The following is a 26309-nucleotide window of genomic DNA, read 5'->3' on the forward strand; positions in this document are numbered from 1 at the left end:
AAACAAAAAGCCGGAGGAAACTCTGGCTTTTTTATTATCCGCCGGTCGCCACATCATAGATCAGTTTCAGGTTCAGCACGATCACGATCAGTGCCACAATCCATGCCGCCCCTGTCAGCCATAAAGGCGCGCGCAGAGCACCCATCTTTTTACGGTCTGATGTAAACAAGATTAGCGGTACAATGGCGAATGGCAGCTGCAAACTCAGCACCACCTGACTGAGGATCAGCAGATTGGCAGTACCTTTATTGCCATAGAGCATCGTCACAATAATCGCCGGTATAATAGCAATACCGCGCGTAATCAGCCGTCGCAGCCACGGCCGGATACGGAAATTGATAAAACCTTCCATCACGATCTGCCCCGCCAGCGTCGCCGTTACTGTCGAGTTCAATCCCGCACAGAGCAGCGCAACACCAAACAGGATTGGTGCCAGCGTGCTGCCAAGCAAAGGTGCGATCAAGGCTTCCGCCTGCTCAATCTCCACCACATCAGTACGGCCAACCTTGTGAAAAGTCGCTGCGGCCAGAATAAGAATAGATGCATTGACGGCCAGAGCCAGCATCAGCGCAATGGTGGAATCCCATGTCGAATAGGTAATGGCTTCGCGTTTTTCCTCTAAATTACCGCCATATTTACGCGTTTGCACAATGCCGGAATGCAGATACAGATTATGCGGCATCACCGTCGCACCGATAATCCCGAGCGACAAATAGAGCATTTCCGGATTGGTCACGATCTCGGTTGTCGGTGCAAAGCCACGGATTACAGCGCCCCAATCGGGATCAGCCAGTGCAATCTGCACCAGAAAACACAAAGCAATAATGCAAAGCAAAACCAGCACATAGGCTTCAATCCAGCGGAACCCCTTGCTTTGCATATATAGCACGACAAAAACATCGAGCGCGGTCAGCAACACGCCGAGTTCCAGCGGCATACCAAACAGCAGATTAAGCGCAATCGCCGTGCCGATCACCTCGGCAAGGTCGGTGGCACAAATAGCAATCTCCGCGCCGATCCATAAGAACCATGCCATCGCCGGAGAATAAGCATCGCGGCAGGCCTGCGCCAGATCGCGCCCCGTTGCCACAGCCAGACGCGTGCAAAGCGATTGCAACAGAATGGCCATGATGTTGGAAACCAGCGCCACAACCAGCAGCGTATAGCCAAAGCGCGAACCACCGGCGATAGACGTCGCCCAATTACCTGGGTCCATATAGCCGACCGCCACCAGATAACCTGGCCCTGCAAAGGCAGCAAATTTTCTCCACCGCGTGCCATGTCGCGGAACTGCAATGGAACCATTGACCTCAGCCAGCGATTTCGCTGCCGGTTCCTGACGCCATGCGCCGGAATTATCAGCACTTTCTGCCAGTGGAAATTCATTTTTCTTCATGAAAAATCTTCGCGCACAAATGATAATGAAACTCATTTGCAACTAAATGCCTGATTTTTCCTGTCGTCAAGGAAAAACAATTCCCCGTATCGTGACAGGGAAATACAGGCATAAAAAATGCAGGTTAGAGCGTCGTGCGCCCCATTGCGCACAAAGGTCGCTCTAACACTTAAAAATTACGCTTCAGAACCGGCATTTAAAAAGCGCTTATTGCGGCTTACCTTTTTCCCACATCACATCCCCGCGATAAAGCGGCACGGTTGAAAGTGATGTTTTGGCAGAACCATCCTGCACCTGCGAGGCATGGGCCAGATAAATCAGCGTATTATTGGTCTGGTCATAAATACGGGTAATCACCAGCTTCTTCCAAATCAGGCTGGTGCGCTCGGAAAATACCCGCTCACCGCCTTTACCCAGCTTGATATCTCCGATGGTAATCGGTCCTGTTTGCTCGCAGGAAATCGATGCATTGGACGGATCTTCAAACCAGTTCCCCTTCTGCAGCCGGTCAATCATACCGCGCGAGAAGGATGCCAGATGGCAGGTCACACCTTGCACTTTCGGATCGCTGACCGCATCAATCACAATATCATTGCCGAGCCAGTCCACACCAACTTTGCCGATTTCCTCCGCTTGCACCACGCTTCCGCTTGTCAAAGGAGACAAGGCCAGCATTGCGCCCAGAGCTGTAACGGTCAGAAATTGCTTCATAAACATCTCCTGCATTCAGATTTGAATCAAATATGGAATGGCTCACGCATCCTCTGCCAAAGGCAGCCATTTATCGAGAAAAGCATTAATCTCCATGGTCTGAATATCCGGCAGCGCTTTATAAATCAGCTCCACCGGCCAGTCCCACCATGCACTCTGCAACAGGCGCTCAATCGTCTTTTCATCAAAACGCGGTCGCAGAATTTTTGCAGGCACACCGGCAACAATCATATAGGGTGGCACATCTTTAGAAACCACTGCGTTAGCGCCAATCACCGCACCGGTGCCAATGCTCACACCGGGCAAAATTACCGCACCATGACCAATCCAGACATCATTACCGATCGTCACCCGTCTTGAGGAACGGTGCGCACGGTAATCCATATCCACGCCGATATTGCGAAAATATTCATTCGGCCGATAGGTCATTTTATGCATGGTCAGACGCTGCATCGGATGTTCCAGCGCATTGATCCGCACATTGGAAGCAATGGAGCAGAAATGCCCGATCTCAGCATAAATCCCCTCGCCGTTGCGCTCCAGATAGGTGAAATTACCGATCTGCACATCACGCAGGATCACCCGCTCAGCGATTTCTGTATATTGTCCGAGTTTAACGGATTTCAGCTGCGCGCTCGGATGAATTTTCGGCTGCACATCACGCGAAAACTGCAAAACATCCTCACTCATCACATTTTATTCCTGCATAAGTTCAATTTCAAAAATTTCTGAAATTTCATAAAAGATGGGAAAATCACACAGACAGCCTTTGCCAAACTGCCACAAGCCAGCTATAACATTATTATGACGACAGCTGATAGACAGGCCAACGGACACGAGAGCAGAAAATTGCTTTGGATTAGCGGCGTGGTATTAATCACCGCTCTGGCCGCTGGCGCTTTGTTTGCAGGCTGGATGAATTACAGCGACACCATATTCATGACCATGCTCATGGATGGTATTTCATGGTGCTTCTGAGGATCTGATTTATGCGTAAATATCTTCCCGTTCTGGTGCTGTTTGTTGCTGCTTTCACAATCGGCATTGTTGGCTTTCAGGCCTATCGCGACAAACAAATGGCCTCCGGCGAAGAGAGCCCTTATGGCGGCGCGTTCAAACTTGTCTCTATGAATGGCAGTGAGATCACCGATCAGTCTCTGCGCGGCAATCCTTCAGTCGTGTTTTTCGGCTATACCCATTGTCCGGTTGTCTGCCCGACCACCCTCTTCGATCTCGACAGCTGGCTGAAAGAGCTCGGCCCTGAAGGCGCGGCTATTCGCGGCTATATGGTCACTGTTGATCCTGAACGTGACACACCGGAATATATTCAGAAATACATTACCAATGTCTCCGACCGTATCACCGGCATTACCGGTGACCCGAAGGACATTGCTGCGATGCTGAAGTCCTATAATATCTATGCCAAGAAAGTTGATGAAGACGGCGAGAATTACACGATGGATCACACCGCATCCATCCTGCTTCTCGACAAGAACGGCCGTCTGCGCTCAACCATCGCCTATGGCGAACCGTCAGAAACAGCAATTTCCAAGCTGAAACGTCTGGCAGCAGGCTGATTAAAGTTACTAAGCACTCCCAATCAAACCCGCTTCATGGTAAGCGGGTTTTTTTATAACTCCAATTCAGAGACCCCACATGGCACAGTACCGCTTATATCTCACACGGGACAAAGATCAGGCTGAGCAGATTTTCGATCTGCTGGAACCGGTATTTGAAGAAGACGGTCTGCCGCTGGCCAATACTGAAATTGATGAAGACAAGCAGATTTATGAAATCTCGCTTTATACCGAAGACAAAGCCGGTGCCGATGAAGCCCTGCCGCGCATGGCCGCTTGTCTGGGTCTGAAGCCGGAAGAAATCGGTGTGGAAGAACTGCCGGATATTGACTGGGTTCTGCATTCTCTCGAAGGTCTGAAGCCTGTTCGAGCCGGTCGCTTCTTCGTTCACGGCTCCCATGACCGCGACAAGCTGCAGGACGGCGATATCGGCATTGAAATCGATGCAGGTCTTGCTTTTGGTACCGGTCATCACGGCACCACCGCCAGCTGTCTTGAAATGATCGAAGAAATTGTTGCGCTTGAAGAGCCGAAAAATGTGCTGGATCTCGGCACCGGCAGCGCGGTTCTGGCCATTGCAGTTGCCAAGCTGCGTGATATTCCGGTTCTGGCTACCGATATTGATCCTGTTGCCGTTGATGTGGCGCAGGAAAATGTGGAGAAGAACGGTGCGGATAAATGGGTTTCCACCCTCACCGCCACCGGCTTTGACAATCCGGAAATGCAGGCACGTGCGCCATTTGATCTGATCGTTGCCAATATTCTTGCCAATCCGCTGATTGAACTGGCAAGCGAGATGCACGCCCATGTGAAAGATAATGGCTCGCTGATCCTCTCCGGCATTTTGGAAACCCAACGCGACAGCGTGATTGCGGCTTATGAAGCAGCAGGCATTGAGCATCACAAAACTATTTACAAAGAAAGCTGGGTTGCTCTTCACCTCAAGCCAAAGCTCTGATTATAATGAGGGTCTAACCTTTTTCAGGATCAGAATCTCATGTTTCAGAACTTTGAAGTCAGCAGCAATCCGGCAACCGGTGCGCCGCGTGTAGCCAAATTGCGCGAGGAACTGAACCGTCTGCAGTTGGACGGCTTTCTTGTGCCACGCGCCGATGAGCATCAGGGCGAATATGTGCCGTTGCGTGCTCAGCGCCTTGGCTGGCTGACAGGCTTCACCGGTTCTGCCGGTGCAGCGCTGATCCTGAAGAATAAAGCCTATGTCTTTGTTGACGGGCGTTATACATTGCAGGTGCGCACCCAAACCGATCCAGCCGTGTTCGACATTGAAAGTCTGGTCGACAATCCGCCTGCCTCATGGCTGGAGAAAAACGGCAAAGGTCTGGTCATCGGTTTTGATCCTTGGCTGCACACAATTGCAGAAACCCGCGCACTAAAAGCAGCACTCGAGGCACAGGGCGGCCAGCTCGTGCCGGTGCAAGACAATCTGGTTGATCTGGTCTGGACTGACCAGCCTGCCGCCCCGCTTGAACCAGTGACTATTCAGCCGCTGCAATATGCCGGTCAGGAGCCACGTGCCAAACTGAACAACCTGAGTGAAGCGGTTGAGAAAAGCGGTGCCTCAGCCACTATTCTGACAGACCCCGCCTCCATCGCATGGGCATTCAATATTCGCGGCCGCGATGTCAGCAACACACCATTGCCTTTGAGCTTTGCGCTGATTGCGGCTGACTGCCAGCACATTCTGTTCATTGATAAACGTAAGCTGCCGATTGAAACCGAAGCCTATCTGACGCAGCTGACCAAAATCACTGCGCCAAATCTGATGGAAAACACGCTGGCTCAACTGGCAGGTGAAGGTGCAAGTTTCATGCTTGATCCCGCACTGGCTGCGGAAAAGCTGCGCATGATTATCACGCAGGCCAATGGCACAGTGGTTGAAGGCACTGACCCTGCCCGCCTACCACGTGCAATGAAGAACAAAGCCGAACTGGATGGCTCCCGTGCTGCGCATGAGCGTGACGGCGTGGCAATGGTCAAGTTTTTCTCATGGCTCGATAGCCAGCCTGCCGGCAGCGTGGACGAAATCAGCGCCGCTCAGCAGCTGGAAGAAAGCCGTCGCACAGTCGGCGAAATGTTCCAGAAGCCTCTGGAAGATCTGTCTTTTGACAGTATCTCCGGTGCAGGGTCTGACGGCGCCATCATCCATTACCGCGTTAATACCGATACCAATCGCAAGCTCAAAGATGGCGAGCTGTATCTGATTGACTCCGGTGCACAATATCGTGACGGCACCACGGATATCACTCGTACCGTGGCGATTGGTGAAGTCTCTGCTTTTGAGAAGAAGACTTTCACACTGGTGCTGAAAGGCGTAATCGCACTGTCACGTCTGCGCTTCCCTGTCGGCACACGCGGTCAGGATATTGATGCCTTTGCCCGTGCCGCTCTCTGGCAGCATGGCTATGACTATGCACATGGCACCGGCCACGGCGTTGGCTCCTATCTCGCTGTGCATGAGGGGCCGCAGAGCATTTCCAAACGCGGTGCGCAGGAACTCAAAACCGGCATGATCCTCTCCAATGAGCCGGGCTATTATCGTCCGGGCGAATTCGGCATCCGTATTGAAAACCTGATTATCGTTAAAGAGCCACAAGCAATTGATGGCGGCGATATCGCAATGCATGAGTTTGAGACACTAACCTTCTGCCCGATTGACCGTCGTCTCATTGATGTTTCACTGCTCAATGCAGACGAACTAACATGGCTTAACGATTATCATGCCCAGACACGCGACAAGCTGCTGCCGCATTGCTCGGAAGACGAAAAGAGCTGGCTGATTGCTGCGACCGAAGCCCTGTAAAGCCCTGCCATACAGACATAAAAAACCGGCGATTTCGCCGGTTTTTTTTGTATTTTAAAAAGGCATATATTGGCGCAGCAGCACAATCAGCACACCGCCGAAAATACACAGTGGAATAATACCGATGCGGAATGCCGCCAGCGTGCAAAGCACCATAGTCAGAAACTCTTTCCAGCCTGCATTGAAAGCCGCCGGAGCAACAAGCGTTGTCAGCACCGCCGCAGGCACGGCATTAAGACCGGCCTCAACACGGTAATGCACACGCTCAAACTGCGAAAGAATGAGATGCCCGCCGATACGGGTAATATAGGTCAGCACAGCCGCGCCGAAAATAATCCATACAGTTGAAGACATTACCGCACGTCCTTCACAGTTTTCACCGGTTCATCATCCAGCGTAATCACAGTTTCACGGCCAGACAGCGGCTTGGCAATCACAACAGCCATAACAATACCGCCGATTGCACCAACGGTGACATGCCACGGCGAGCCGATCCAGAAATAAGCAGCAACGGAAGTCACAGAACTCGCCGCAACAATCGGGAACCAGTTTGTACGGGAGCGAAAGCCCATCACCAGCCCGAGGAAATAGATCGGCAACAGCATATCAAGACCGATGGCTTTCGGATCACCGATCATCCCGCCGAAAGTCGCACCAATATAGGCTTCAATCACCCAAGACAGATAAAGCGGAATAGCCAGCCCCATATACCAGACAAAGGTAATGGGCTTTTTCTGCTCCGCCTGCTTTTCACTTTCCGCATATTGAACATCGGTCAGGAAAAAGAAGGCCACAATCTGCTGTAAAGGCGTGAAATGCTTAATCAACCGTCCTGTGCCTGCGGAATAGAGCACATGGCGGAAATTCACTGCGAAAATCGACAGCAGGATCATCCATGGTGCAACATGTTTGCCAAACAGCTCCATGCCCACCAGCTGGCTGGCACCGGCAAACAGTGCCGCGCTCATCCATACCGATTCACTGACATTCAGGCCGTTATCAACGGCAACAACACCAAACAAAATGCCAAAAGGCGCGACCGCCGCCATAACCGGCCCGCCGCGTCTTGCACCATCCCAGAATTGTGCAAGTTTACCTGTCTGTGTACCAGACAGGATTTTTGGATTACATCCATCCATCATCATTACCAGTATTTTTCAAACGCGCCTTAAAGCCCGCGTTTACATTTGAGGAATGGACTAAAGCAGAAAACTGCTCACCGTTCCCACACTGGTTATGAATAGGCTGATGCATAAAACCAATCAAGTGCAGGGCAGACACACCTGCCCTGTCATAAAGGGTAATATTTAATCCGCACCAACAAGCGTAAACCACGCATCTTCATCAATCACTTCAATGCCCAATTCGGCAGCTTTGGTGAGTTTTGAGCCTGCTCCCGGCCCTGCAACCACCAGATCTGTCTTTTTTGAAACCGAACCCGCTGCTTTTGCGCCATAGCGCTCCGCCATAGTTTTGGCCTCATCACGCGACATGCGCACCAGCGATCCGGTGAAAACGATGGTTTTACCGGCAACCGGTGAGCCGCTCACGATTTCGTGAACTTCATCCAGCGGTGTTACTTCTGCCAGCAATGCATTCAGCACTTCCGTGTTATGCGGCTCCTGATAGAAGTCGACAATCGCCTCAGCAACAATCGTGCCGATGCCTTCCACATCCGTCAATTCACGCCAGGCATCATTGCCCTTGTCGCTCTTATCCTGCGGCACCAAAGCGGCCAGCGTCACCTCTGCCAGTTTCTGATAAGAGCCAAAGGCGCGCGCCAGTTTCTTGGCATTGACCTCACCGACATGACGGATACCAAGCCCGAACAGAAAACGGCTCAGCGCAATCTCCCGCCGCTCATTAATCGCGGCATAGAGTTTTTTCACCGATGTCGCGCCAAAGCCCTCAATATTTTCCAGCTTCTTCAGCGGTGATTCAGCTTGGCGTTTTTCCAGCGTGAAAATATCTGCCGGTGTGCGGATTTTTAAACTCTCATCTTCAGCATTGAAGAAGAATTCGACCTGCTTTTCGCCCAAGCCCTCAATGTCAAAAGCATTACGCGAAACGAAATGGCGAATGCGTTCAACTGCCTGCGCCTCGCAGATCAGACCACCGGTGCAACGGCGCACCGCCTCACCTTCTTCGCGCACCGTATGGCTGCCACAGACAGGGCACAGACGCGGGAATTCATAGGCAACGCTCTCCGCAGGGCGTTTATCGGCGACAATATCCACGATCTGCGGAATCACATCACCGGCGCGCTGAATTATGACGGTATCGCCGACGCGGATATCACGCCCTTCACGTAATACATTGCCCTTCTGGTCAAATCCGCGAATATAATCCTCATTATGCAGCGTGGCATTGGTCACCACCACGCCCCCGACAGTGATCGGCTCCAGACGCGCAACAGGCGTCAGCGCACCGGTACGGCCGACCTGAATATCAATGCCTTTGAGAATGGTAAAAGCACGCTCTGCCGGAAATTTATGGGCAATTGCCCAACGCGGACTGCGCGAAATAAAACCAAGACGCTGCTGCAAAGCCAGATCGTCGATCTTATAGACCACGCCGTCGATATCATAACCAAGCGTGGCACGCTGTTCTTCAATCGCGTGATAGTGAGCAACCAGTTCCGGCACACTCTCAAAACGGCGCATCAGCGGATTGATTGTGAATCCATAGGATTTGAACTTTTCCACCATGCCCATTTGCGTGGCGGCAGGCATTTCACTCACCTCACCCCATGCATAGGCGAAAAAACGCAACACACGGCTGGCGGTGATTTTGCTGTCCAGCTGGCGCAGCGATCCTGCTGCTGCATTGCGCGGATTGGCAAAAACCGGTTTACCGTCTTTTTCCTGTTTTTCATTAAGCGCCGCAAAATCGGCATGGCTCATATAGACTTCACCGCGCACTTCCAGCACATCCGGCGCATCGCCTTTCAACACCTGCGGAATATCGGCAATTGTACGCGCATTATTGGTGACATTCTCGCCTACAGAGCCATCGCCGCGTGTCGCAGCACTCACCAGCCGCCCCTGCTCATAACGCAGCGAGAGCGACAGCCCGTCAATCTTCGGCTCTGCGGTTATACCGAGCGGGCTGCCCGGAAAGAGTTTGAGGAAGCGATAAATACGTCCGACAAATTCACCCACATCCTCATCGCTGAAAGCATTATCCAGCGACAGCATTGGCACATTATGGGTGATTTTGGAGAATTTCTCGGAAACCGCCGCGCCGACTTTCAGCGACGGCGAATCTTCGCGGATCAAATGCGGAAAACGTTGCTCAATTGCCTGATTGCGGCGGCGTAGCGCATCATATTCCGCATCAGAGATTGTCGGCGCATCCTGCGTATTATAGAGAAAATCATGCTCAGCGATGGTTTTAGCCAGCAATTCAAGCTCAGCTGCGGCCTGTTCTTCGCTCAAATTTTCAACGCTGATTTCACTCATATTCAACCCGTCTCCGTTTACGGATTCAATATAACACAGGTGATGAAAATCAAACGCTCAAGACTGAATTTTATACAGTCAGCGCGCCGTTTTCCCGCAGCAATCGTTCTGCTGCAGCACGGGCTTCATCAGTCACACTGGCACCGGCGAGCATACGCGCGATTTCTTCCTGACGCTCGGCCACTTCCATCGTGCGGATAGACGTGCGCATCTGTTCGCTCTCCCCTTGCGCCTTGGCGATCAGGAAATGTGTCGTCGCACGTGCAGCAACCTGCGGCGCATGCGTGACAGAAAGCACCTGCACATTGGAAGAAAGACGTGCGAGACGCTGACCGATCGCATCAGCCACTGCACCGCCCACACCGGTATCAATTTCGTCGAATACCAGTGTTGGTGCCGAACCGCGATCAGCAAGAGCCACTTTGAGCGCCAGCAGGAAACGGGACAATTCACCGCCCGAGGCCACTTTCATCATTGGCCCTGCGCGTGTTCCCGGATTGGTACGCACCCAATATTCAACAATATCAATACCTTCAGCACTGCGATTTTCCGCATCGGTTTCGATATTGACGATAAATTCCGCACGTTCCAGCTTCAGCGCCGGTAATTCCTGCATCACAGCCTGCGTCAGCGATTGTGCAACCTTTACACGCTCTGCCGACAATGCAGATGCCGCCGCATCGTAGATTGCACGGTTTTCCTGAGCCTGCTTCTCCAGCTGTTCCAGTTTTTCCGCACCGGCATCAAGATCCTGCAAATCCGCATCCATCTTGTCGCGCAATGCTGCCAGATTGGCCACCGGCACAGAGAATTTACGCGAAGCTGCACGCAGCGCAAAAAGACGCTCTTCCACTGTCTCCAGCACACGCGGATCAAAATCAATCTCGCGCATTGCCGTATCAATACCGCTCTGCGCATCACCTAGGCGATCCAGCGCCTCGTCAATCGCTTTAATCACCGGCTCCAGCAGATGCGGTGCTTCCGGCATTTTGCGCTCAAGACGGCGCACCAATGCGGCCAAAGTCGGCACCGGCGATTCATGACCGGACAACAGGTCATTGGCTTCGCTCACATCTGTCGCGATCTTCTCTGACTTCATCATGATGGAGCGCTTTTCAGCCAGCTCATCTTCTTCGTCTTCTTGCGGATTGAGCTTATCAAGCTCTTCAGCCGAGGCGCGCAGATAATCCGCCTCACGCGCTGCGGCTTCCACTTTAGCGCGATGCTTGACCAGAGCACTCTCACTGTCGCGCCATTGCTTATACAAACGACGCAGCTGCAAAGTCTGCCCGTCCAGCCCGCCAAAAGCATCCAGCAATGTGCGGTGCAAATCTGTGTCGATCAGCGCACGGTCATCATGCTGACCGTGGATTTCCACCAGATGGCGGCCAAGTTCACGCAGCAAACCAACACTCGCCGCCTGATCATTGATGAAAACACGCGAGCGACCGTCACTATTCTGCACGCGGCGCAGAATAATATCACCGTCATCATTGATTTCATTATCTTTGAGGAAATTGCGGGCGGGATGATTGATGCCGACATCAAACACCGCCGTTACCTGCCCCTGCTCCGCACCATGGCGCACAAGGGAAGCATCGCCTCTGGCACCAAGCGCCAGAGACAAACTGTCGAGCAAAATAGATTTACCCGCACCGGTTTCACCGGTGAGGACAGACAGACCTTTTTGAAACTCGATATCGAGTTTCTCAATCAGGACAATATCGCGGATCGACAGTTGCGCTAGCATGGCTGCCTTTTATAGCATTTTACAGTCAAATGGCCACATTTGGCATCGTATAAATGCGGGGAAACAATAAGGCAGAGCAAGCTGAAATTATCTTGTAATCACAACTTGCTCTGTTTTCATTAAGCGCCGCCAGTGATGAGCGAAGATGCTTTGGAAAGCCACGAACCGGTGTTTTCACGCGGCTCAAGACCACCACCCTGCAAGAGCTTATAGGAATCTTTATACCAAGGGCTGTCCGGGAAGTTCTTACCCAGAACCGCAGCAGCAGTCTGCGCTTCAGAGGTCAGACCCAGTGCAAAATAAGCCTCGGTCAGACGAGCCAGCGCTTCTTCCACCTGACGGGTGTTGGAATATTCCTCAACCACGTTGCGGAAACGCTTGATCGCGCCGAGATATTCCTTGCGCTCAAGATAGTAACGGCCGACCTGCATATCCTTACCGGCGAGCTGGTCGCGGGCAAAGCGGATCTTGGTCTTGGCGTCTTCAACATATTCCGATTTCGGGAAGCGATCGACAACTTCCTGCATCGCAGCAATCGCACGGCGGCTTGCCGCCTGATCGCGCGTTACATCCGGAATCTGACGGAAATAGCTCAGGCCGATAATGTAATAGGCATAAGCGGATTCATCCGAAGTCGGGTAAAGCGTGTTGTAGCGCTTAGCCATCGAAATGGCCTCTTCATAATTACCTTTGCGGTAATTGGTGAATGCGGACATCACCAGCGATTTGCGCGCATATTCTGTGTAAGGATGCTGACGGTCAACAGCGGCGAATTTCTTCGACGCTTCGTCCAGACGTCCGGCTTCGAGATTGGCAAGACCTTCATTATAAAGCTTGTCAGCCGGATCAATGCTCTCGACATATTTGGACAGGTCAACATCTTTGTCACCGGAGGCACAACCTGCAAGCGCCATTGTCAGCACGACAGCACTGGTCGCCATAGCCAGCTTGGTCATTTTACGAATTTGAGAACCCTCAGCACCAGTAATATTGGCTGCAGTATCTGGGAATTTAGAAATCGTCATGCTGTCTCCGGTGTTTCGGCAACACAAATCATGGGCAAATCATTCCTGTGTCAGAGGGTTCATAAACCATAGCTGAGAACAATCGGCAATGTTAATACAAGTTTATTCGCACTGCTTCGAGACTGCAATGCCTGCCAGACACGACTTTTTCAACCCGTACAGTCATAAAACAGCAAAATCTCTTACAAACCGCCATCACACTGCATGTGTTCGCGGCTCAATTAAGGCTGACAGAACAGACTCTCAAAGAATCATTGAGTAATTTGTCCTGATTATCATTTATAGCTGTATGCTGTGTTCTTCAGATAACAAAAATTCAGCTTTCCAACCGATAGTGATCCGGTTTTTCCAGCAATGCCTTTACCAGAAGCGCGTTCAGCTTATGACCGCCGCGATAGGAGCGGAACAGGCCACGAAACGGATGACCTGCCAATGCCAGATCACCAACAGAATCCAGCAATTTGTGACGCACGAATTCGTCCGGATAGTGCAGCCCGTCAGGATTAAGCACATCACCCTCATCGCCGATAGCAATAGAATTTTCCAGCGACGAGCCAAGCGCCAGTCCCATGGAGCGCAGTTTTTCTACATCACGCATGAAGCCGAAGGTGCGTGCTTTGGCAATTTCACGCTCAAAAACATCCGCATCAAGGTCAAAGCTGAAAGACTGGCGGCCGATAGAGGCGACAGGAAAATCAATTTCCACCTCATAGCGGGTACCGTTATGCGGTATAAACTCTGCCCAGTTCTGTCCGTCTTCCACACGTACAGGTTTCAAAATAGTCAGATACTGACGCGGGGCATCCTGCTTCACTAATCCGGCCTTGCGGAATGCACTGATAAACTCAGCCGAACCGCCACCGAGGATCGGCACTTCAGGACCGTCAATTGCAATGGTCAGATTATCAATGCCAAGCGCTGCAATCGCTGCCATCAAATGTTCAATCGTGCTGACACCGAAATCAGCAGAGCCGATGGACGTATTCAGCGTTGTCGAACCAAGCGAGACAGACAATGCAGGAATGCTCTCGCGTCGCCCCTCACTATTGTGACGAATAAAAACAATACCGTGGTTCACAGGCGCCGGACTGATATCCAGCGTAACAGGTTTGCCGCCATGCACACCAAATCCAGAGAGCGGGAATGAACCGGCTATTGTTTGCTGCATAGTTTTCATAACAATCCTGTTTCCTGTCTTATCTGCCAGTTTCATATAGGACGCTCAGCCTCAAGGCTCAATCTTGTTCCCCGATAAAACAGCAGCCTTAAAACAAAAAAACACCGCGTCCTTGATGAGAACGCGGTGAAATTTAAGCAAAAGGTATTTTATCAGATCAGTTGGCCTGACGGCGAAGGAACGCCGGAATTTCAAGCTGATCATCTTCAGAAGCCATGCGCGGCTGTGCACGACCCTGACTGTCAAGCTGACCGTTGCGCGGTGCATAGATCGAGGCATCCTGCGACAGCGGACGGCGCTGTTCAGGGGCACGAGCCTGCATCGGAGCGGCCGGCATTTCACGTTTCTGAGCAGGTTCCAGACGGGCAGTCGGCTGTTCGTCATCACGACGGGACAGGCTGGCAGTCAGACGACGCAGCAGACCAAGCGGACCGCGTTCTTCATGTGCCTGCTGTGCCGGCTGCGGAGCTGGTGCGCGACGGGCATTCATTTCCGCCTGAACAGCCGGAGGAAAGTCCGATACGCTTGGCATACGCGGAGCCTGACGCGGCTGCTGCGGAGCCAGAGCCGGATCCATGTGCTGCTGCGGCTGGAACTGCGGCTGAGGTGCCAGATTATGCGCTGGCTGCTGCATCTGCGGCTGAACCGGAGCCTGCATCTGCGGGCGCGGAGCGGCTGGCTGCTGACGCATTTCCATCATATCCGGTGCAGGTGCCTGAAAAATACGGCTCTGCGGCTGGAAAGCAGCATCATTAGTGGCGGCTGGCGGCGCATAAGAACGCTGCTCACCTTCACCCAGATGCAGGGACTGCTGAGCCGGAGCGGCATGTTCAACAGGTTTAGCCTGAGCAACAGGCTGCTGAACAGGAGCCTGAGCGGCTGGCTGCGGAGCTGGTTTAGCTACTGGTTTCGCTGGCTGGCGAAATTCCAGCGGCGCAGGCGCCGCGTCTCCGATCTGCTTATCGATTCCGGTAGCAACGACAGAAACACGGATCACACCTTCGAGACCTTCATCGAAGGTCGCGCCGAGAATGATCATAGCATCCTGATCGACTTCTTCACGGATACGGGTAGCAGCTTCGTCAACTTCAAACAGTGTCATATCACGGCCACCTGTGATCGAGATCAACAGGCCGCGCGCACCGCGCATGGAGGTTTCATCCAGCAGCGGGTTAGCAATAGCGGCTTCAGCAGCGGCAATCGCACGACCGTCGCCGGAGGCCTCACCGGTGCCCATCATGGCCTTGCCCATTTCGCGCATAACCGAGCGAACGTCAGCAAAGTCAAGATTGATAAGACCTTCTTTAACCATCAGGTCGGTGATGCAGGCAACACCGGAATACAGCACCTGATCGGCCATCGCAAAAGCGTCGGCAAAAGTGGTTTTGTCATTGGCAATACGGAACAGGTTCTGGTTCGGAATGACGATCAGAGTATCGACATTCTTCTGCAGTTCTTCGATACCCATATCAGCCGTTTTCATGCGGCGCTGGCCTTCGAAGTGGAAAGGTTTGGTGACAACACCAACGGTCAGAATACCTTTTTCGCGCGCTGCACGGGCAACAACCGGCGCGGCACCGGTACCTGTACCACCGCCCATACCGGCGGTTACAAAGCACATATGTGTGCCGTTCAGGTGATCGATGATTTCATCAATGCACTCTTCAGCAGCTGCGCGGCCGACTTCCGGCTGCGAACCTGCACCCAGACCTTCGGTCACAGCTGCACCCAGCTGAATAATACGTTCAGACTTGGACATAGTCAGAGCCTGGGCGTCGGTATTGGCCACAACAAAATTTACGCCACGCAAACCGGCGTTAATCATGTTGTTGACAGCGTTACCGCCACCCCCGCCCACACCGAAAACGGTGATGCGCGGCTTCAGCTCGGTGATATCCGGCTTTTGCAGATTGATTGTCATCAGTTTCGTTCCTTTTGCCTTTCACCGCTTCGCCGCCGCGGTGCCGTATTCTGATTTATTTTTTGTACGCATACCCCGGAAGGAACCGCGTTATCATTTTGAAATTATCCGGTCGTTTACCATGATTTGGCAAAAAGCCCAGAGTGTAATCGGGTCAGAAATAAAAAATCTCAAACCCTTGTTTCAAAACTGCTTTCCTTCAATTTTACTCCTCAGGAAAGCTGCAGCTCTTTCTTACTAAAAACTTGTTTTCAGCCATTGGCCGACCCGTGAAATACGTCCGCCGGAGCCGATAAGACGACCACCGGAGGCAGCACGAACAGACCGTTCTTCAATGCCTGCTACCTGCGGATAAATCAGCAGGCCTACTGTTGCCGAAAATGCCGAACCTTTTGCAGCTTCCGGCAATCCCGCAATTCCTAAAGGCCGCCCGATACGGACATTGCGCGCCAGAATACGGCGGGCAACTTCCGGCATACCGGTCAGCTGGCTTGCGCCACCTGTCAGCACAACACGCTTACCGACAATATGACCCAGCCCCGAAGCATTCAGCCGGTCACGAACCAGCTCCAGTGTTTCTTCAACACGGGCACGAATGATACGGGTGAGAACTGAACGCGGATACTGGTTCGGCACATCACGATCGTCATCGCCGATCGGCGGAACGCTGATCAGATCGCGGTCATCGGCAGCGCTTGGCAGCGCCGAGCCATACATAACCTTGAGCCGTTCAGCATCTTCCATACGGGTGGAGAACCCGCGTGCCACATCCATTGTTACATGCATACCGCCAATGGCAATGGCGTCAGCATGGATAAATTTACCTTCCGAGAATACGGAAATTGTTGTGGTGCCACCGCCCATATCAATACAGGCCGCGCCCATTTCCGCTTCATCATCCACCAGAGCCGCCAGACCGCTCGCATAAGGTGTGGCGACAATCGCTTCAACCGAGAGATGGCAGCGATTGATGCACAATTCGAGATTGCGCAAAGGTGCACTGTCTGCGGTCAGTACATGCATATCAACGCCGAGTGAATCGCCCAGCATACCCATCGGGTCGCGGATACCGCGTTCACTGTCGAGTGTGTAACCGATCGGCAGCGAGTGAACCAGATGACGCTCAGCCTGCAGCGCCTGTTTGGCACCGGCAGCAAGCACACGGCGAATATCGGTTTTCTCTACTTCATGGCCGCCCAGATCAATGCTCGCATTGAAGGTTTCGCTTTTCAGACGACCGGAAGAAATATTGACGATCAGCGATTCAACGGTCAGACCGGCCATACGCTCAGCCGCATCTACAGCCAGACGGATCGACTGCTCGGCAGCATCCAGATCAATCACCACACCGGATTTAACGCCGCGGGATTTCTGATAGCCGATACCCAGCACATCCATACGATGCGTACGACCCGGCAGAAACGCACTTTCATCCCGCGGGCGCAGACGCGCAATCACACAGGAAACCTTGCTCGATCCGACATCAAGCACTGTCAGAAGCCGCGTACGGCGACCTGAAGAGGACGAACCGGAAGTGTTTTTTGCAGACCAGATACTCATACGCGCCTACCCGCTGCCGCTTTGGCAGCTTTTTCACGGTCTTTCAGCATTTTCTCACGGCTTTCCATGCCGGTCGGTGTGAGCTGTACAGTCACACGGTCATCCAGACGCATGTCGAGGCTGAGAATATCCCGACCAAGAATATTTTTAGTCCGCTGCAGGGTTTCAACCTCTGCCAGAGCACGCTTTACATCCTGCTCAGGCAACAAAACCCGCACACCATTATCAAACAGCAGATCCCAGCGGCGGTCAGAAACCCGCGCATAGGCACGCACTTTGGCGGCCAGATCAGGATAGGCTGCAACTGTTTCAATAAAAGCCTTGCCGCGCTTCTGCGCACCTTCGCCCACCACCAGCGGCAGCGAGGCATAACGGGAACCGTTCAGCGGAACGATCGGCTTGCCTTCTTCATCCACCAGCAGCAAATCACGGCCGGACTGCCAGACTGCAAATGCCTTACGCTCCTGCAGGGAAACCACAACAGAACCCGGATAGACTTTGCGGATTTCAACACCGGCGACCCAAGGCAAGGTTTCAATCGCCTGACGTGCCTCATCCGCATTGAAACCGATCAGAGATGTCTCTCCGTCCAGTCCTAGCTTTTCAAGAATATCAATTTCAGAGGTTTCATTATTACCGGCAACGCTCACCTTCTCGATAGCAAAACCGAAAGTTGATGCCGTTGCTTTCACAACCTCATGCGTATGGTTACCGATGACCATACCGTAAATACCGGTCGCACTCAGAAAACCGATCATGCCGAAAGTGCCCGCATAACGCGGAACATTAACCCCGCCGCCGAACAGGCGCGAGGCAATACGGAAAGGCTTGCGCAGAAAACGCGGAAGAACAAAAGCACCACCGTGCGAAAGTGATGTACGGGACATCATCGCATCACGATTACTTCTGTCAGATCTCGCCTTTATCGCATGCACGAGGCATCCTCCACCATCCAGCTCAACAACTCACCGAATGAATACCCTTCAGCCTTGGCAATATCCGGCACCAGAGAGGTCGGCGTCATGCCCGGCTGTGTATTCACTTCAAGCCAGATCAGCTCACCGTCACCGGAGCCGCTCTCATCAAAACGGAAATCGGAACGACTCACGCCGCGACATCCGATTGCCTGATGTGCCTGAAGTGCCATTATTTGTATTTTTTGGTAAATATTTGGTGAAATTTTCGCAGGACATTCATGCTGCGAGCCACCATCTGCATATTTTGAGTCATAATCGTAGAAGGAATGTGCCAGCGGAATGATCTCACACACACCAAGGGCGCGATCACCCATCACAGCGCAGGTTAATTCACGTCCGGCGACATAGCGCTCAACCATAACCTCATCGCCGTATTTCCATTCATCCGAGCCGAGAATCTGCGGCGGAGCGCTCTGCCCTTCGCGCACGATCACCACGCCGAAGCTGGAACCTTCACGCACCGGCTTCACCACATAAGGCGGCTGCATCGGATGCTGATTACCGATATCAAAACGGCTCATCACGCGCGATGGCGCGATAGCCACACCGGCGGCACCGGCAACAAGCTTGGCACGGGCTTTATCCATTGCCAGCGCCGAGGCCAGCACACCGGAATGCGTGTAAGGGATTTGCAGATATTCGAGAATACCCTGAATGGCACCGTCTTCACCAAAAGGACCGTGCAATGCATTAAACGCAACATCAGGCTTCAACTCAGCAAGAACAGCAGCCACATCACGGCCGACATCAACACGCGCAACACGATAGCCCTGCTCTTCAAGCGCTTTGGCGCAGGCAGCACCCGAGGAAAGACTGACCGGACGCTCCGATGAAAACCCGCCCATCAAGACAGCAACATGTTTACCTGTCATTTTAACCATGTCCCCTCTGCCAGCAACGCTGATACACATAAAACAAAAACTCTGAGCCCGCCGGAGCTGAGCCGCATGTCGAACAGACACGCAAAACACATTAAAAATATTCCCTGGCACGCCGCATAATCAAAAAACTGAACCAAAATTCAGACAATCATACAGCGCTCCGGCGGAAGATTTCCGCAGAACCCCAAGGCAAAATTAACTTGCCGACCCAAATCACTAACGCTTGTTCACTATAAGAATCAGAGAGTTGATTCTATGGCAAGCCCTTACAAAAAATTACGCCTGCAAGATCCGAATCAGATTCGGGTGAAACTACTGATTTATTATGGTTTTTTGATAATTAGTTTGTGCGGAAATTTATTTTAGCAAAATGCAAAGACAGGACTCTTGACAGGGGCAAATCACCCGCAAAACCGCGTAAAACGCCCCTCAAAAACAAATCACCGCTGCCCTCCCAAATCAGAGAAAACAGCGGTGATTTTACAAAACTTCAGCGGCCTTCCCAAAAACAGAACGACCAATGCAAAAGCGCAAAAGATTAATCGAGAAATTCGGTGACTTCGCGTCCTTCGAGGAACTGGCCGAGACGACGGATTTCCCAATGGAGATTAATACCGGAATTCGCACGCACTTTATTACGCACAGTTTCACCCAGCAGCTCCAGATCATAACCGGTGGCATTATCGCCATTAATCATGAAATTGCAGTGCATATTCGACATATGCGCACCGCCGACAGTGAAACCACGGCAACCGGCTTTATCGATCTCTTTCCACGAAGATGTGCCTTCAGGATTTTTGAAAGTTGAGCCGCCGGTCTTCTCGCGGATCGGCTGCACAGTCTCACGATGGTTCTGCACTTCATCCATGGCAGCGCGGATTGCAGCCGCTTCGCCGCGCGGTCCTTCAAACAGCGCACTGGTGAAAATCAGGTCTTTCGGCGCGGAACAATGGCGATAGGCATAGCCCATATCCGCATTACTCAGAATGTGCAGATTGCCTTTACGATCAAGCGCGCGCACTTCGACAACACGCTCACAGGTTTCAACACCATTGGCACCGGCATTCATGCGCAATGCACCGCCGATACCGCCCGGAATACCGTGATAGAAATGGAAGCCGGCAATTTCAGCTTCAAGCGCTGCCGCAGCCACACGTTTGTCAGGCGTTGCCGTACCGGCACGCAGACGCGTATCCGACACCCGCTCGACCTCACCAAAGCCTTTGGCAGACAAACGCACCACAAAGCCGGGAATGCCGCCTTCACGCACCAGCAGGTTCGAGCCGATACCGACAGTCATCACCGGAATTTCTTCCGGCACATTTTTCAGGAATTCTGCCAGATCATCTTCATCCGCAGGCTGAAACAGAACTTCCGCAGGGCCACCGGCACGAAACCATGTGATCTTATCCATGCCGGAATTTGGTGTCAGGCGTCCGCGAATACCGGACAAAGGTTTTTCAAGCTGCTTTAACAGCGCTTCACCATCAAGCTTTACAGCCATTTTCAACCATCTCTCTTAAATCGATCCGGACTTCAAATTTTCCGGATTATAAGCATCGCAACAATTCGGATAAGGTCAGGAGAAAGGCGGCAGGATCAAGGCATTACCCCTGATCCGTACCGGTATTTTTTTTAAGTCCGCTACATTTCAGTGTCTGAATCAAAAAGCGGCAGACGCAAGCGAAAATGGTGATTTTAGAGCATCCGAACGGAGCGTACATATTGTACGTGAGTACGGAAGCGGAGAAAATTGCCATTTGCAGCCAAGTCGGGCGACTTTTGGATCAGACACTCAGACAGCAGCAGTGCCGCCGAGTTGCTTAGGCAATGCATATGCCCATTGTGTGATATTGCCTGCACCGAGGAACACGACAAAATCGCCTTCCTGTGCCAGTGTTTTAATCGCTTCAGGCAAATGCGCAGGGTCTTCCAGATAGCGTGCATCGCGGTGACCGGCAGTTTTGATCTTGCTGACCAAGGCTTCCGAGGTCACGCCCTCAATCGGATCTTCACCAGCGGTATAAACCGGCGCAATCATCACTGTATCTGCATCATTGAAGCAGGTGGAGAAATCGTCGAACAGGCTCGCCAGACGCGTAAAGCGGTGCGGCTGGGCAATCGCAATCACGCGCTTCGGCGCGGCTTCGCGGGCAGCTCTCAGCACAGCTTTGATTTCCACCGGATGGTGGCCGTAATCGTCAAAAATTTCAACGCCGTTCCATGAGCCGGTATGGGTGAAGCGACGCTTAACACCACCAAAGCCCGACAGACCTTTGCGGATATCATCCGCAGTCAGACCAAGCTCATGCGCCACAGCAATGGCCGCAGTCGCATTGGACACATTATGACGACCTGGCATCGGCAGACGCAGATCCTTGATCTCGACGACTTCGCCCTTGCGGTCGCGAATGACAACGTCAAAAACAGAAACCGCACCATCCATGTGATGATTGGAGAAACGCACATCCGCCTGAGGGTTTTCACCATAGGTAATCACGCGGCGGTCTTCGATACGGCTGACAAGCGCCTGAACTTCCGGATGGTCAAGACACATAACGCCGAAACCATAGAACGGCACATTCTCAACGAACTGGCGGAAAGCAGCACGCACATTATCGAACGAGCCGTAATGGTCGAGATGCTCCGGATCAATATTAGTGATAACCGCAATATCAGCAGGTAATTTAAGGAAAGTACCGTCGCTCTCGTCGGCCTCAACCACCATCCACTCACCCTCACCCATGCGGGCATTGGTGCCATAGGCATTGATGATACCGCCATTGATAACGGTCGGGTCCAGATGACCGGCTTCCAGAAGGGTAGCAACCATCGAGGTCGTGGTGGTTTTGCCATGGGTACCGCCGATGGCAATTGCCTGACGGAAACGCATCAGCTCGGCCAGCATTTCCGCACGACGCACGATTGGCAGCAGATTTTCCCGCGCTTCAACCAGCTCCGGATTATTCGGACGGATAGCAGTAGAGACAACAACCACATCAGCCTTGCCGATATTTTCAGCTTTATGACCGACAAAAACCTCAATGCCCTTGTCACGCAGACGCTGCACATTGGCGCTGTCAGCCTGATCTGAGCCCTGAACTTTGTAGCCCAGATTATGCAGCACTTCCGCAATGCCGCTCATGCCAATGCCGCCGATCCCGATAAAATGAACCAGACCAATATTCAGAGGCATTTTCATGCGCGTTTTCCTTCTTTGTATTCAGAAACAGACAATCCCGCTGCAATAGCTTCTGCAAGATCAGCAAGCAACCGTGTTGCATCAGGACGACCGGAACTTTTTGCCCGCGCTGCCATATCTGCCAGTCTTTGCGGCTCATTCAGCGCTGCAATCAGGATTTTTGCCAGTTTTTCCGGTTTCAGTTCTGCCTGACGGATAACCTCACCGCCACCGGCCTTTGCCAGCGCTTCAGCATTGGCAGCTTGATCGTGATCGAGCGCGAACGGAAACGGCACCAGCAGGCTCGGACGACCGATAGCCGCAATTTCAGAAACGGTAGAAGCGCCGGAGCGCGAAAGAACGAAATGCGCCTGCGCCATCATCTCCGGCAGATTACCGAAGAATGGCGCGACCTGCGCTTTAACGCCGAGCTTTTCATAGGCTTTACGGCAAATCACTTCATCTTCAGGGCGTGCCTGCTGAGTGACAAACAATCTTTCACGCTCGTCAATCTCAAGCAGAGCAATTGCAGCAGGCACCACGGTAGAAAAATATTGCGCGCCCTGACTGCCGCCAAAAACCAGCAAGCGGAAAACATCCGGCTCTGCAGAAGGCTTATAAGCCACATTGGTCTGCGCCATAACGCTCGGACGCACCGGATTACCGGTCTGCACAGTTTTAGCCGCATGAGTGCCGCTCTCTGCCGACAGGAAACCACCGGCAATCGCTGTCACACGGGCGGACAGGCCTTTATTGGCACGTCCCATCACCGCATTCTGCTCATGGATAATGGTCGGAATATTCATGCGTGATGCTGCATAGAGCGGCGGCAAGGTCGGATAGCCACCGAAACCAACAACCAGTTTTGGGTTCAGACGGCGGAAAAGCTTGCCGCAATCGAGATTACCTTGCCACAGGCTGTAAAATGTCTTCGCCAATGCAATCGGATTTTTACCGGCAATGGTTGCGGAACGCACGACATGGACATGGTTTTCATCAAAACCGGAAACAAAACGCTGCGCACGTTTGTCGGTTACCAGATGCACATCATAACCGTCATTTGTCAGTTCATGCGCGAGCGCTTCAGCAGGAAATAAATGCCCGCCGGTACCGCCCGCCGCCAAAACGATAACACCTTTTGTCATCATCATCCGTTCTGTATTTTTTAACAGGCAGTCCCGAACAATCATTCACCGGAACTGCGCAATTCGTCTAATAATTTAAAGCACAGGAATACGTTCGCCTGCACCTTTCAGCGAGGCAGACATACGGCGCTCAGGATTTTGACGTGTCAGCGCCAGCAGGAAACCCATCGTAATTGCAATCGCCACCAACGATGAACCGCCATAGGAAATAAACGGCAAAGTCATCCCTTTGGCAGGCATCAGGTGCAGATTCACAGCCATATTGATGATCGACTGGAAGCCGAACAAAATCACGATACCGGAAATGGCCAGACGCGAGAAAGCATCACGCTCTCTCATGGCAACAACAAGCCCGCGAATAACGATAAAGGCAAACAGCAGCATAATCAGAATACATAGAATAATACCGTATTCCTCCGCAGCCACCGAGAAAATAAAGTCCGTATGACTGTCAGGGATAATACGTTTGATCGTCCCTTCACCTGGCCCCTGCCCGAACCAGCCGCCGCTGATAATTGCTTCGCGGCCGGTATCAACCTGAAACGTATCACCTTCACCGGTCATAAAGCGGTCAATACGACCCGCCACATGGGGAAGGAATGTATAGGCACCCAAGCCCAACACGACCGCACCGCCGCCAAAGACGACAATCCACATCCATGACATGCCCGCCAGAAAGAACATAGCGCCCCAGCTCACGGCTGTCAGCGTGGTTTGCCCGAAATCCGGCTGTGCCATCAGCAGTGTTGCAACCAGACCGAACAGGATAAGCGCCATGAAACTGCCCGGCATATCCCCGCTGCGCTCCTGTTCGGAGAACAACCATGCACAAATCACCACAAAAGCCGGTTTCATAAACTCGGACGGCTGGATGGAAACTCCGGCCAGAGAGACCCAGCGCCGCGCACCTTTGACCTCGATCCCGAAAAACAGGGCTGCAACCATCAGCAACAGAGAAATACCAAGCAGAGCCAATGCAAAACGGCGCACCAGACGCGGGCTGAGAAATGACGTACCGATCATAGCGATCAGCGCAGGGATCATAAAAAAGATCTGGCGCTCAACAAAGTGAAAACTGTCCAGACCAATACGCTCCGCCACCGCAGGACTGGCGGCATAGGACAGCAAAATGCCAAGCCCCATCAGTGCCAGACAAGCAGCCAGAAAATAGCGGTCAATCGTCCACCACCAATTGGCGACAGGGCCTCTGTCTACGCGGCTAACCATCAGTCTGCCCTCCCGATCGGTGCAAATCCCTGCAGCGTCATAACTTTATCGCGGAATGCTGCGCCGCGCTTTTCAAAATTCGGAAACTGGTCAAAACTGGCGCAGGCCGGTGACAACAGCACAACCGGCTCATCAGCCGCATCCTGTGCCGCATCCAAAGCTGCATGATCAATCGCGGCATCCAGCGTATGGCTGATTTCAAACGGCACATCATTGCCCAGAGTGGCCGCAAATTGCGCTGCCGCCTCACCGATCAGATAGGCCTTGGTAATCCGCGGAAAGAAGGTGCGCAGACTTTCAATGCCACCGCTTTTCGGCAGACCGCCCGCAATCCAGTAAAGTTGCGGGAAAGACGACAGCGCGGGCGCGGTTGCTTCCGCATTGGTTGCCTTTGAATCATTGATAAACAGGGTTTTGCCCTGATGGCCGACCTGCTCCATACGATGAGCAAGCCCCGGAAAACTGCGCAGACCGGCGCGGATCTGGTCAAGGCTCAGACCGACAGTCAGGCAGGCGATGATTGCGGCCAAAGCATTTTGTGCATTATGCGCACCGCGCAGAGAACCGATGCCCTCCAGCGACAACAGCAATTCAGCCTTACCATTCTGTGCGCGATAAATCTGTGCGCCCTGCGCATAATAACCGTTCTGCAAAACCTGATCTTTGGAGAAACGGATCAGCTTTTTGCCAGCTTTTTCCAGCCGGTCAGCAATGGCAACACAATAAGCATCATCAATGGCGACAATCGCCGTATCACTGCCTGCAACCAGACGTTCTTTAATGGCGGCATAATTTTCCATCGTGCCGTGACGGTCGAGGTGATCGGGCGTCAAGTTCAATAAAATACCCGCTGTCGGATTGAGTGAAGGCGCCAGATCAATCTGATAGGACGAACACTCAACCACATAATTACGGCCATCTGCCGGTACTTCAAGCGACAATACAGCAGTACCGATATTGCCGCCGAGTTGCATATCACGGCCTGAGGCTTTGATAATATGGGCAATCAACGCGGTTGTAGTGGATTTGCCATTGGTACCGGTAATGGCGACAAATGGCACATCATCGCCTGCAGCCAGCACTGCATTGCGCTCACGACAAAACAGTTCGACATCACCGATAACCGGCACCTGCGCCTGATGTGCCAGTTCCGCGCTCCAATGCGGCTGCGGATGGGTCAGCGGCACACCGGGAGAGAGGATAAATGCACTGAAACCTGACCAGTCTGCCTCGCGCAAATTCTGTGTGAGAATGCCTTCCGCTACCGCACGGGCAACACTGTCCGGATTGTCATCCCATGCCACAACCTTCACACCACCGGCGATCATAGCTTTAGCTGTTGCAATACCGGAACCGCCAAGGCCAAACAGCGCAACAGTCTTATCTTTCAGGGTCAGGGTTGGGATCATGATCAGGCCGCCAGTCGACAATGCGTTCAGTCAAATATGTAAAAACAACTTCGCCGGATTATCGCTCCGGCATCTTTATAAACAATGAAG

The 26309-nt window shown here is 52.6% G+C and carries 22 protein-coding genes; 4 read left to right on the forward strand and 18 right to left on the reverse strand.

Annotated features, from left to right (window positions below):
- Positions 1–34: 34 nt before the first annotated feature.
- The 3 genes from K1X45_RS04915 to K1X45_RS04925 form a co-directional block, all read right to left on the reverse strand.
- The gene (locus K1X45_RS04915) at positions 35–1396 is read right to left on the reverse strand and encodes an Nramp family divalent metal transporter (RefSeq protein ID WP_220159981.1); all 1362 of its coding nucleotides are present in this window, start codon (positions 1394–1396) and stop codon (positions 35–37) included.
- Between the two features lie 207 nt (positions 1397–1603).
- Positions 1604–2071, reverse strand: coding sequence for a CreA family protein (locus K1X45_RS04920; protein WP_255560920.1), 468 nt, complete (start codon positions 2069–2071; stop codon positions 1604–1606).
- A gap of 78 nt (positions 2072–2149) precedes the next feature.
- Positions 2150–2797 carry a DapH/DapD/GlmU-related protein gene (locus K1X45_RS04925; protein ID WP_220159983.1) on the reverse strand — a complete coding sequence of 216 codons (648 nt, stop codon included), beginning with the start codon at positions 2795–2797 and terminating at the stop codon, positions 2150–2152.
- 159 nt (positions 2798–2956) lie between these two features.
- Here K1X45_RS04925 and K1X45_RS15975 point away from each other — a divergent pair, with 159 nt between their 5' ends.
- The 4 genes from K1X45_RS15975 (at position 2957) to K1X45_RS04940 (ending at position 6505) form a co-directional block, all read left to right on the forward strand.
- A complete protein-coding gene (locus K1X45_RS15975; RefSeq protein ID WP_255560626.1) occupies positions 2957–3085 on the forward strand; it encodes a hypothetical protein in 129 nt (42 codons plus the stop codon).
- 11 nt (positions 3086–3096) lie between these two features.
- Complete coding sequence (locus tag K1X45_RS04930; RefSeq protein WP_022711382.1) at positions 3097–3684, forward strand: SCO family protein; 588 nt, start codon at positions 3097–3099, stop codon at positions 3682–3684.
- Between the two features lie 79 nt (positions 3685–3763).
- Entirely contained in the window at positions 3764–4642 is an 879-nt protein-coding gene (locus K1X45_RS04935) for a 50S ribosomal protein L11 methyltransferase (protein WP_220159984.1), read from the forward strand.
- 39 nt (positions 4643–4681) lie between these two features.
- Complete coding sequence (locus K1X45_RS04940) at positions 4682–6505, forward strand: aminopeptidase P family protein (RefSeq protein ID WP_220159985.1); 1824 nt, start codon at positions 4682–4684, stop codon at positions 6503–6505.
- A gap of 54 nt (positions 6506–6559) precedes the next feature.
- Here K1X45_RS04940 and K1X45_RS04945 read toward each other — a convergent pair whose 3' ends face one another.
- The 15 genes from K1X45_RS04945 to murD form a co-directional block, all read right to left on the reverse strand.
- Positions 6560–6859 carry an AzlD family protein gene (locus tag K1X45_RS04945; protein WP_022711379.1) on the reverse strand — a complete coding sequence of 100 codons (300 nt, stop codon included), beginning with the start codon at positions 6857–6859 and terminating at the stop codon, positions 6560–6562.
- A complete protein-coding gene (locus tag K1X45_RS04950; RefSeq protein ID WP_255560921.1) occupies positions 6859–7647 on the reverse strand; it encodes an AzlC family ABC transporter permease in 789 nt (262 codons plus the stop codon). Before K1X45_RS04950 ends, K1X45_RS04945 begins: the two co-directional genes overlap by 1 nt.
- Positions 7648–7812: 165 nt before the next feature.
- Positions 7813–9966 carry an NAD-dependent DNA ligase LigA gene (gene ligA, locus K1X45_RS04955; protein WP_220159986.1) on the reverse strand — a complete coding sequence of 718 codons (2154 nt, stop codon included), beginning with the start codon at positions 9964–9966 and terminating at the stop codon, positions 7813–7815.
- Positions 9967–10036: 70 nt separating this feature from the next.
- Positions 10037–11716, reverse strand: coding sequence for a DNA repair protein RecN (gene recN / locus K1X45_RS04960; RefSeq protein WP_220159987.1), 1680 nt, complete (start codon positions 11714–11716; stop codon positions 10037–10039).
- A gap of 119 nt (positions 11717–11835) precedes the next feature.
- On the reverse strand, positions 11836–12672 hold the full coding sequence (locus K1X45_RS04965) for an outer membrane protein assembly factor BamD (protein ID WP_051139041.1): 837 nt from the start codon (positions 12670–12672) through the stop codon (positions 11836–11838).
- 385 nt (positions 12673–13057) lie between these two features.
- Positions 13058–13918: a UDP-3-O-acyl-N-acetylglucosamine deacetylase gene (gene lpxC, locus K1X45_RS04970; protein WP_220159988.1), complete on the reverse strand. Its 861-nt coding sequence runs from the start codon at positions 13916–13918 to the stop codon at positions 13058–13060.
- Between the two features lie 157 nt (positions 13919–14075).
- Entirely contained in the window at positions 14076–15839 is a 1764-nt protein-coding gene (ftsZ, locus tag K1X45_RS04975) for a cell division protein FtsZ (protein WP_075656143.1), read from the reverse strand.
- A gap of 237 nt (positions 15840–16076) precedes the next feature.
- Positions 16077–17399: a cell division protein FtsA gene (gene ftsA, locus K1X45_RS04980; RefSeq protein ID WP_022711371.1), complete on the reverse strand. Its 1323-nt coding sequence runs from the start codon at positions 17397–17399 to the stop codon at positions 16077–16079.
- Positions 17396–18334 carry an FtsQ-type POTRA domain-containing protein gene (locus K1X45_RS04985; RefSeq protein ID WP_370627075.1) on the reverse strand — a complete coding sequence of 313 codons (939 nt, stop codon included), beginning with the start codon at positions 18332–18334 and terminating at the stop codon, positions 17396–17398. Before K1X45_RS04985 ends, ftsA begins: the two co-directional genes overlap by 4 nt.
- Positions 18322–19248: a D-alanine--D-alanine ligase gene (locus K1X45_RS04990; RefSeq protein WP_220159989.1), complete on the reverse strand. Its 927-nt coding sequence runs from the start codon at positions 19246–19248 to the stop codon at positions 18322–18324. Before K1X45_RS04990 ends, K1X45_RS04985 begins: the two co-directional genes overlap by 13 nt.
- Positions 19249–19795: 547 nt before the next feature.
- On the reverse strand, positions 19796–20761 hold the full coding sequence (murB, locus tag K1X45_RS04995; RefSeq protein WP_151159848.1) for a UDP-N-acetylmuramate dehydrogenase: 966 nt from the start codon (positions 20759–20761) through the stop codon (positions 19796–19798).
- Between the two features lie 291 nt (positions 20762–21052).
- Entirely contained in the window at positions 21053–22459 is a 1407-nt protein-coding gene (gene murC, locus K1X45_RS05000) for a UDP-N-acetylmuramate--L-alanine ligase (protein ID WP_220159990.1), read from the reverse strand.
- Positions 22456–23589, reverse strand: coding sequence for an undecaprenyldiphospho-muramoylpentapeptide beta-N-acetylglucosaminyltransferase (murG, locus tag K1X45_RS05005; protein WP_370627076.1), 1134 nt, complete (start codon positions 23587–23589; stop codon positions 22456–22458). Before murG ends, murC begins: the two co-directional genes overlap by 4 nt.
- Before the next feature lie 69 nt (positions 23590–23658).
- Positions 23659–24810, reverse strand: coding sequence for a putative lipid II flippase FtsW (gene ftsW / locus K1X45_RS05010; protein ID WP_022711365.1), 1152 nt, complete (start codon positions 24808–24810; stop codon positions 23659–23661).
- Complete coding sequence (gene murD / locus K1X45_RS05015; RefSeq protein ID WP_220159991.1) at positions 24810–26219, reverse strand: UDP-N-acetylmuramoyl-L-alanine--D-glutamate ligase; 1410 nt, start codon at positions 26217–26219, stop codon at positions 24810–24812. The genes ftsW and murD overlap by 1 nt, the downstream gene beginning before the upstream one ends.
- Positions 26220–26309 lie beyond the last annotated feature (90 nt).

Source organism: Pseudochrobactrum sp. Wa41.01b-1 (assembly GCF_019464455.1).
Taxonomy (GTDB): domain Bacteria; phylum Pseudomonadota; class Alphaproteobacteria; order Rhizobiales; family Rhizobiaceae; genus Pseudochrobactrum; species Pseudochrobactrum saccharolyticum.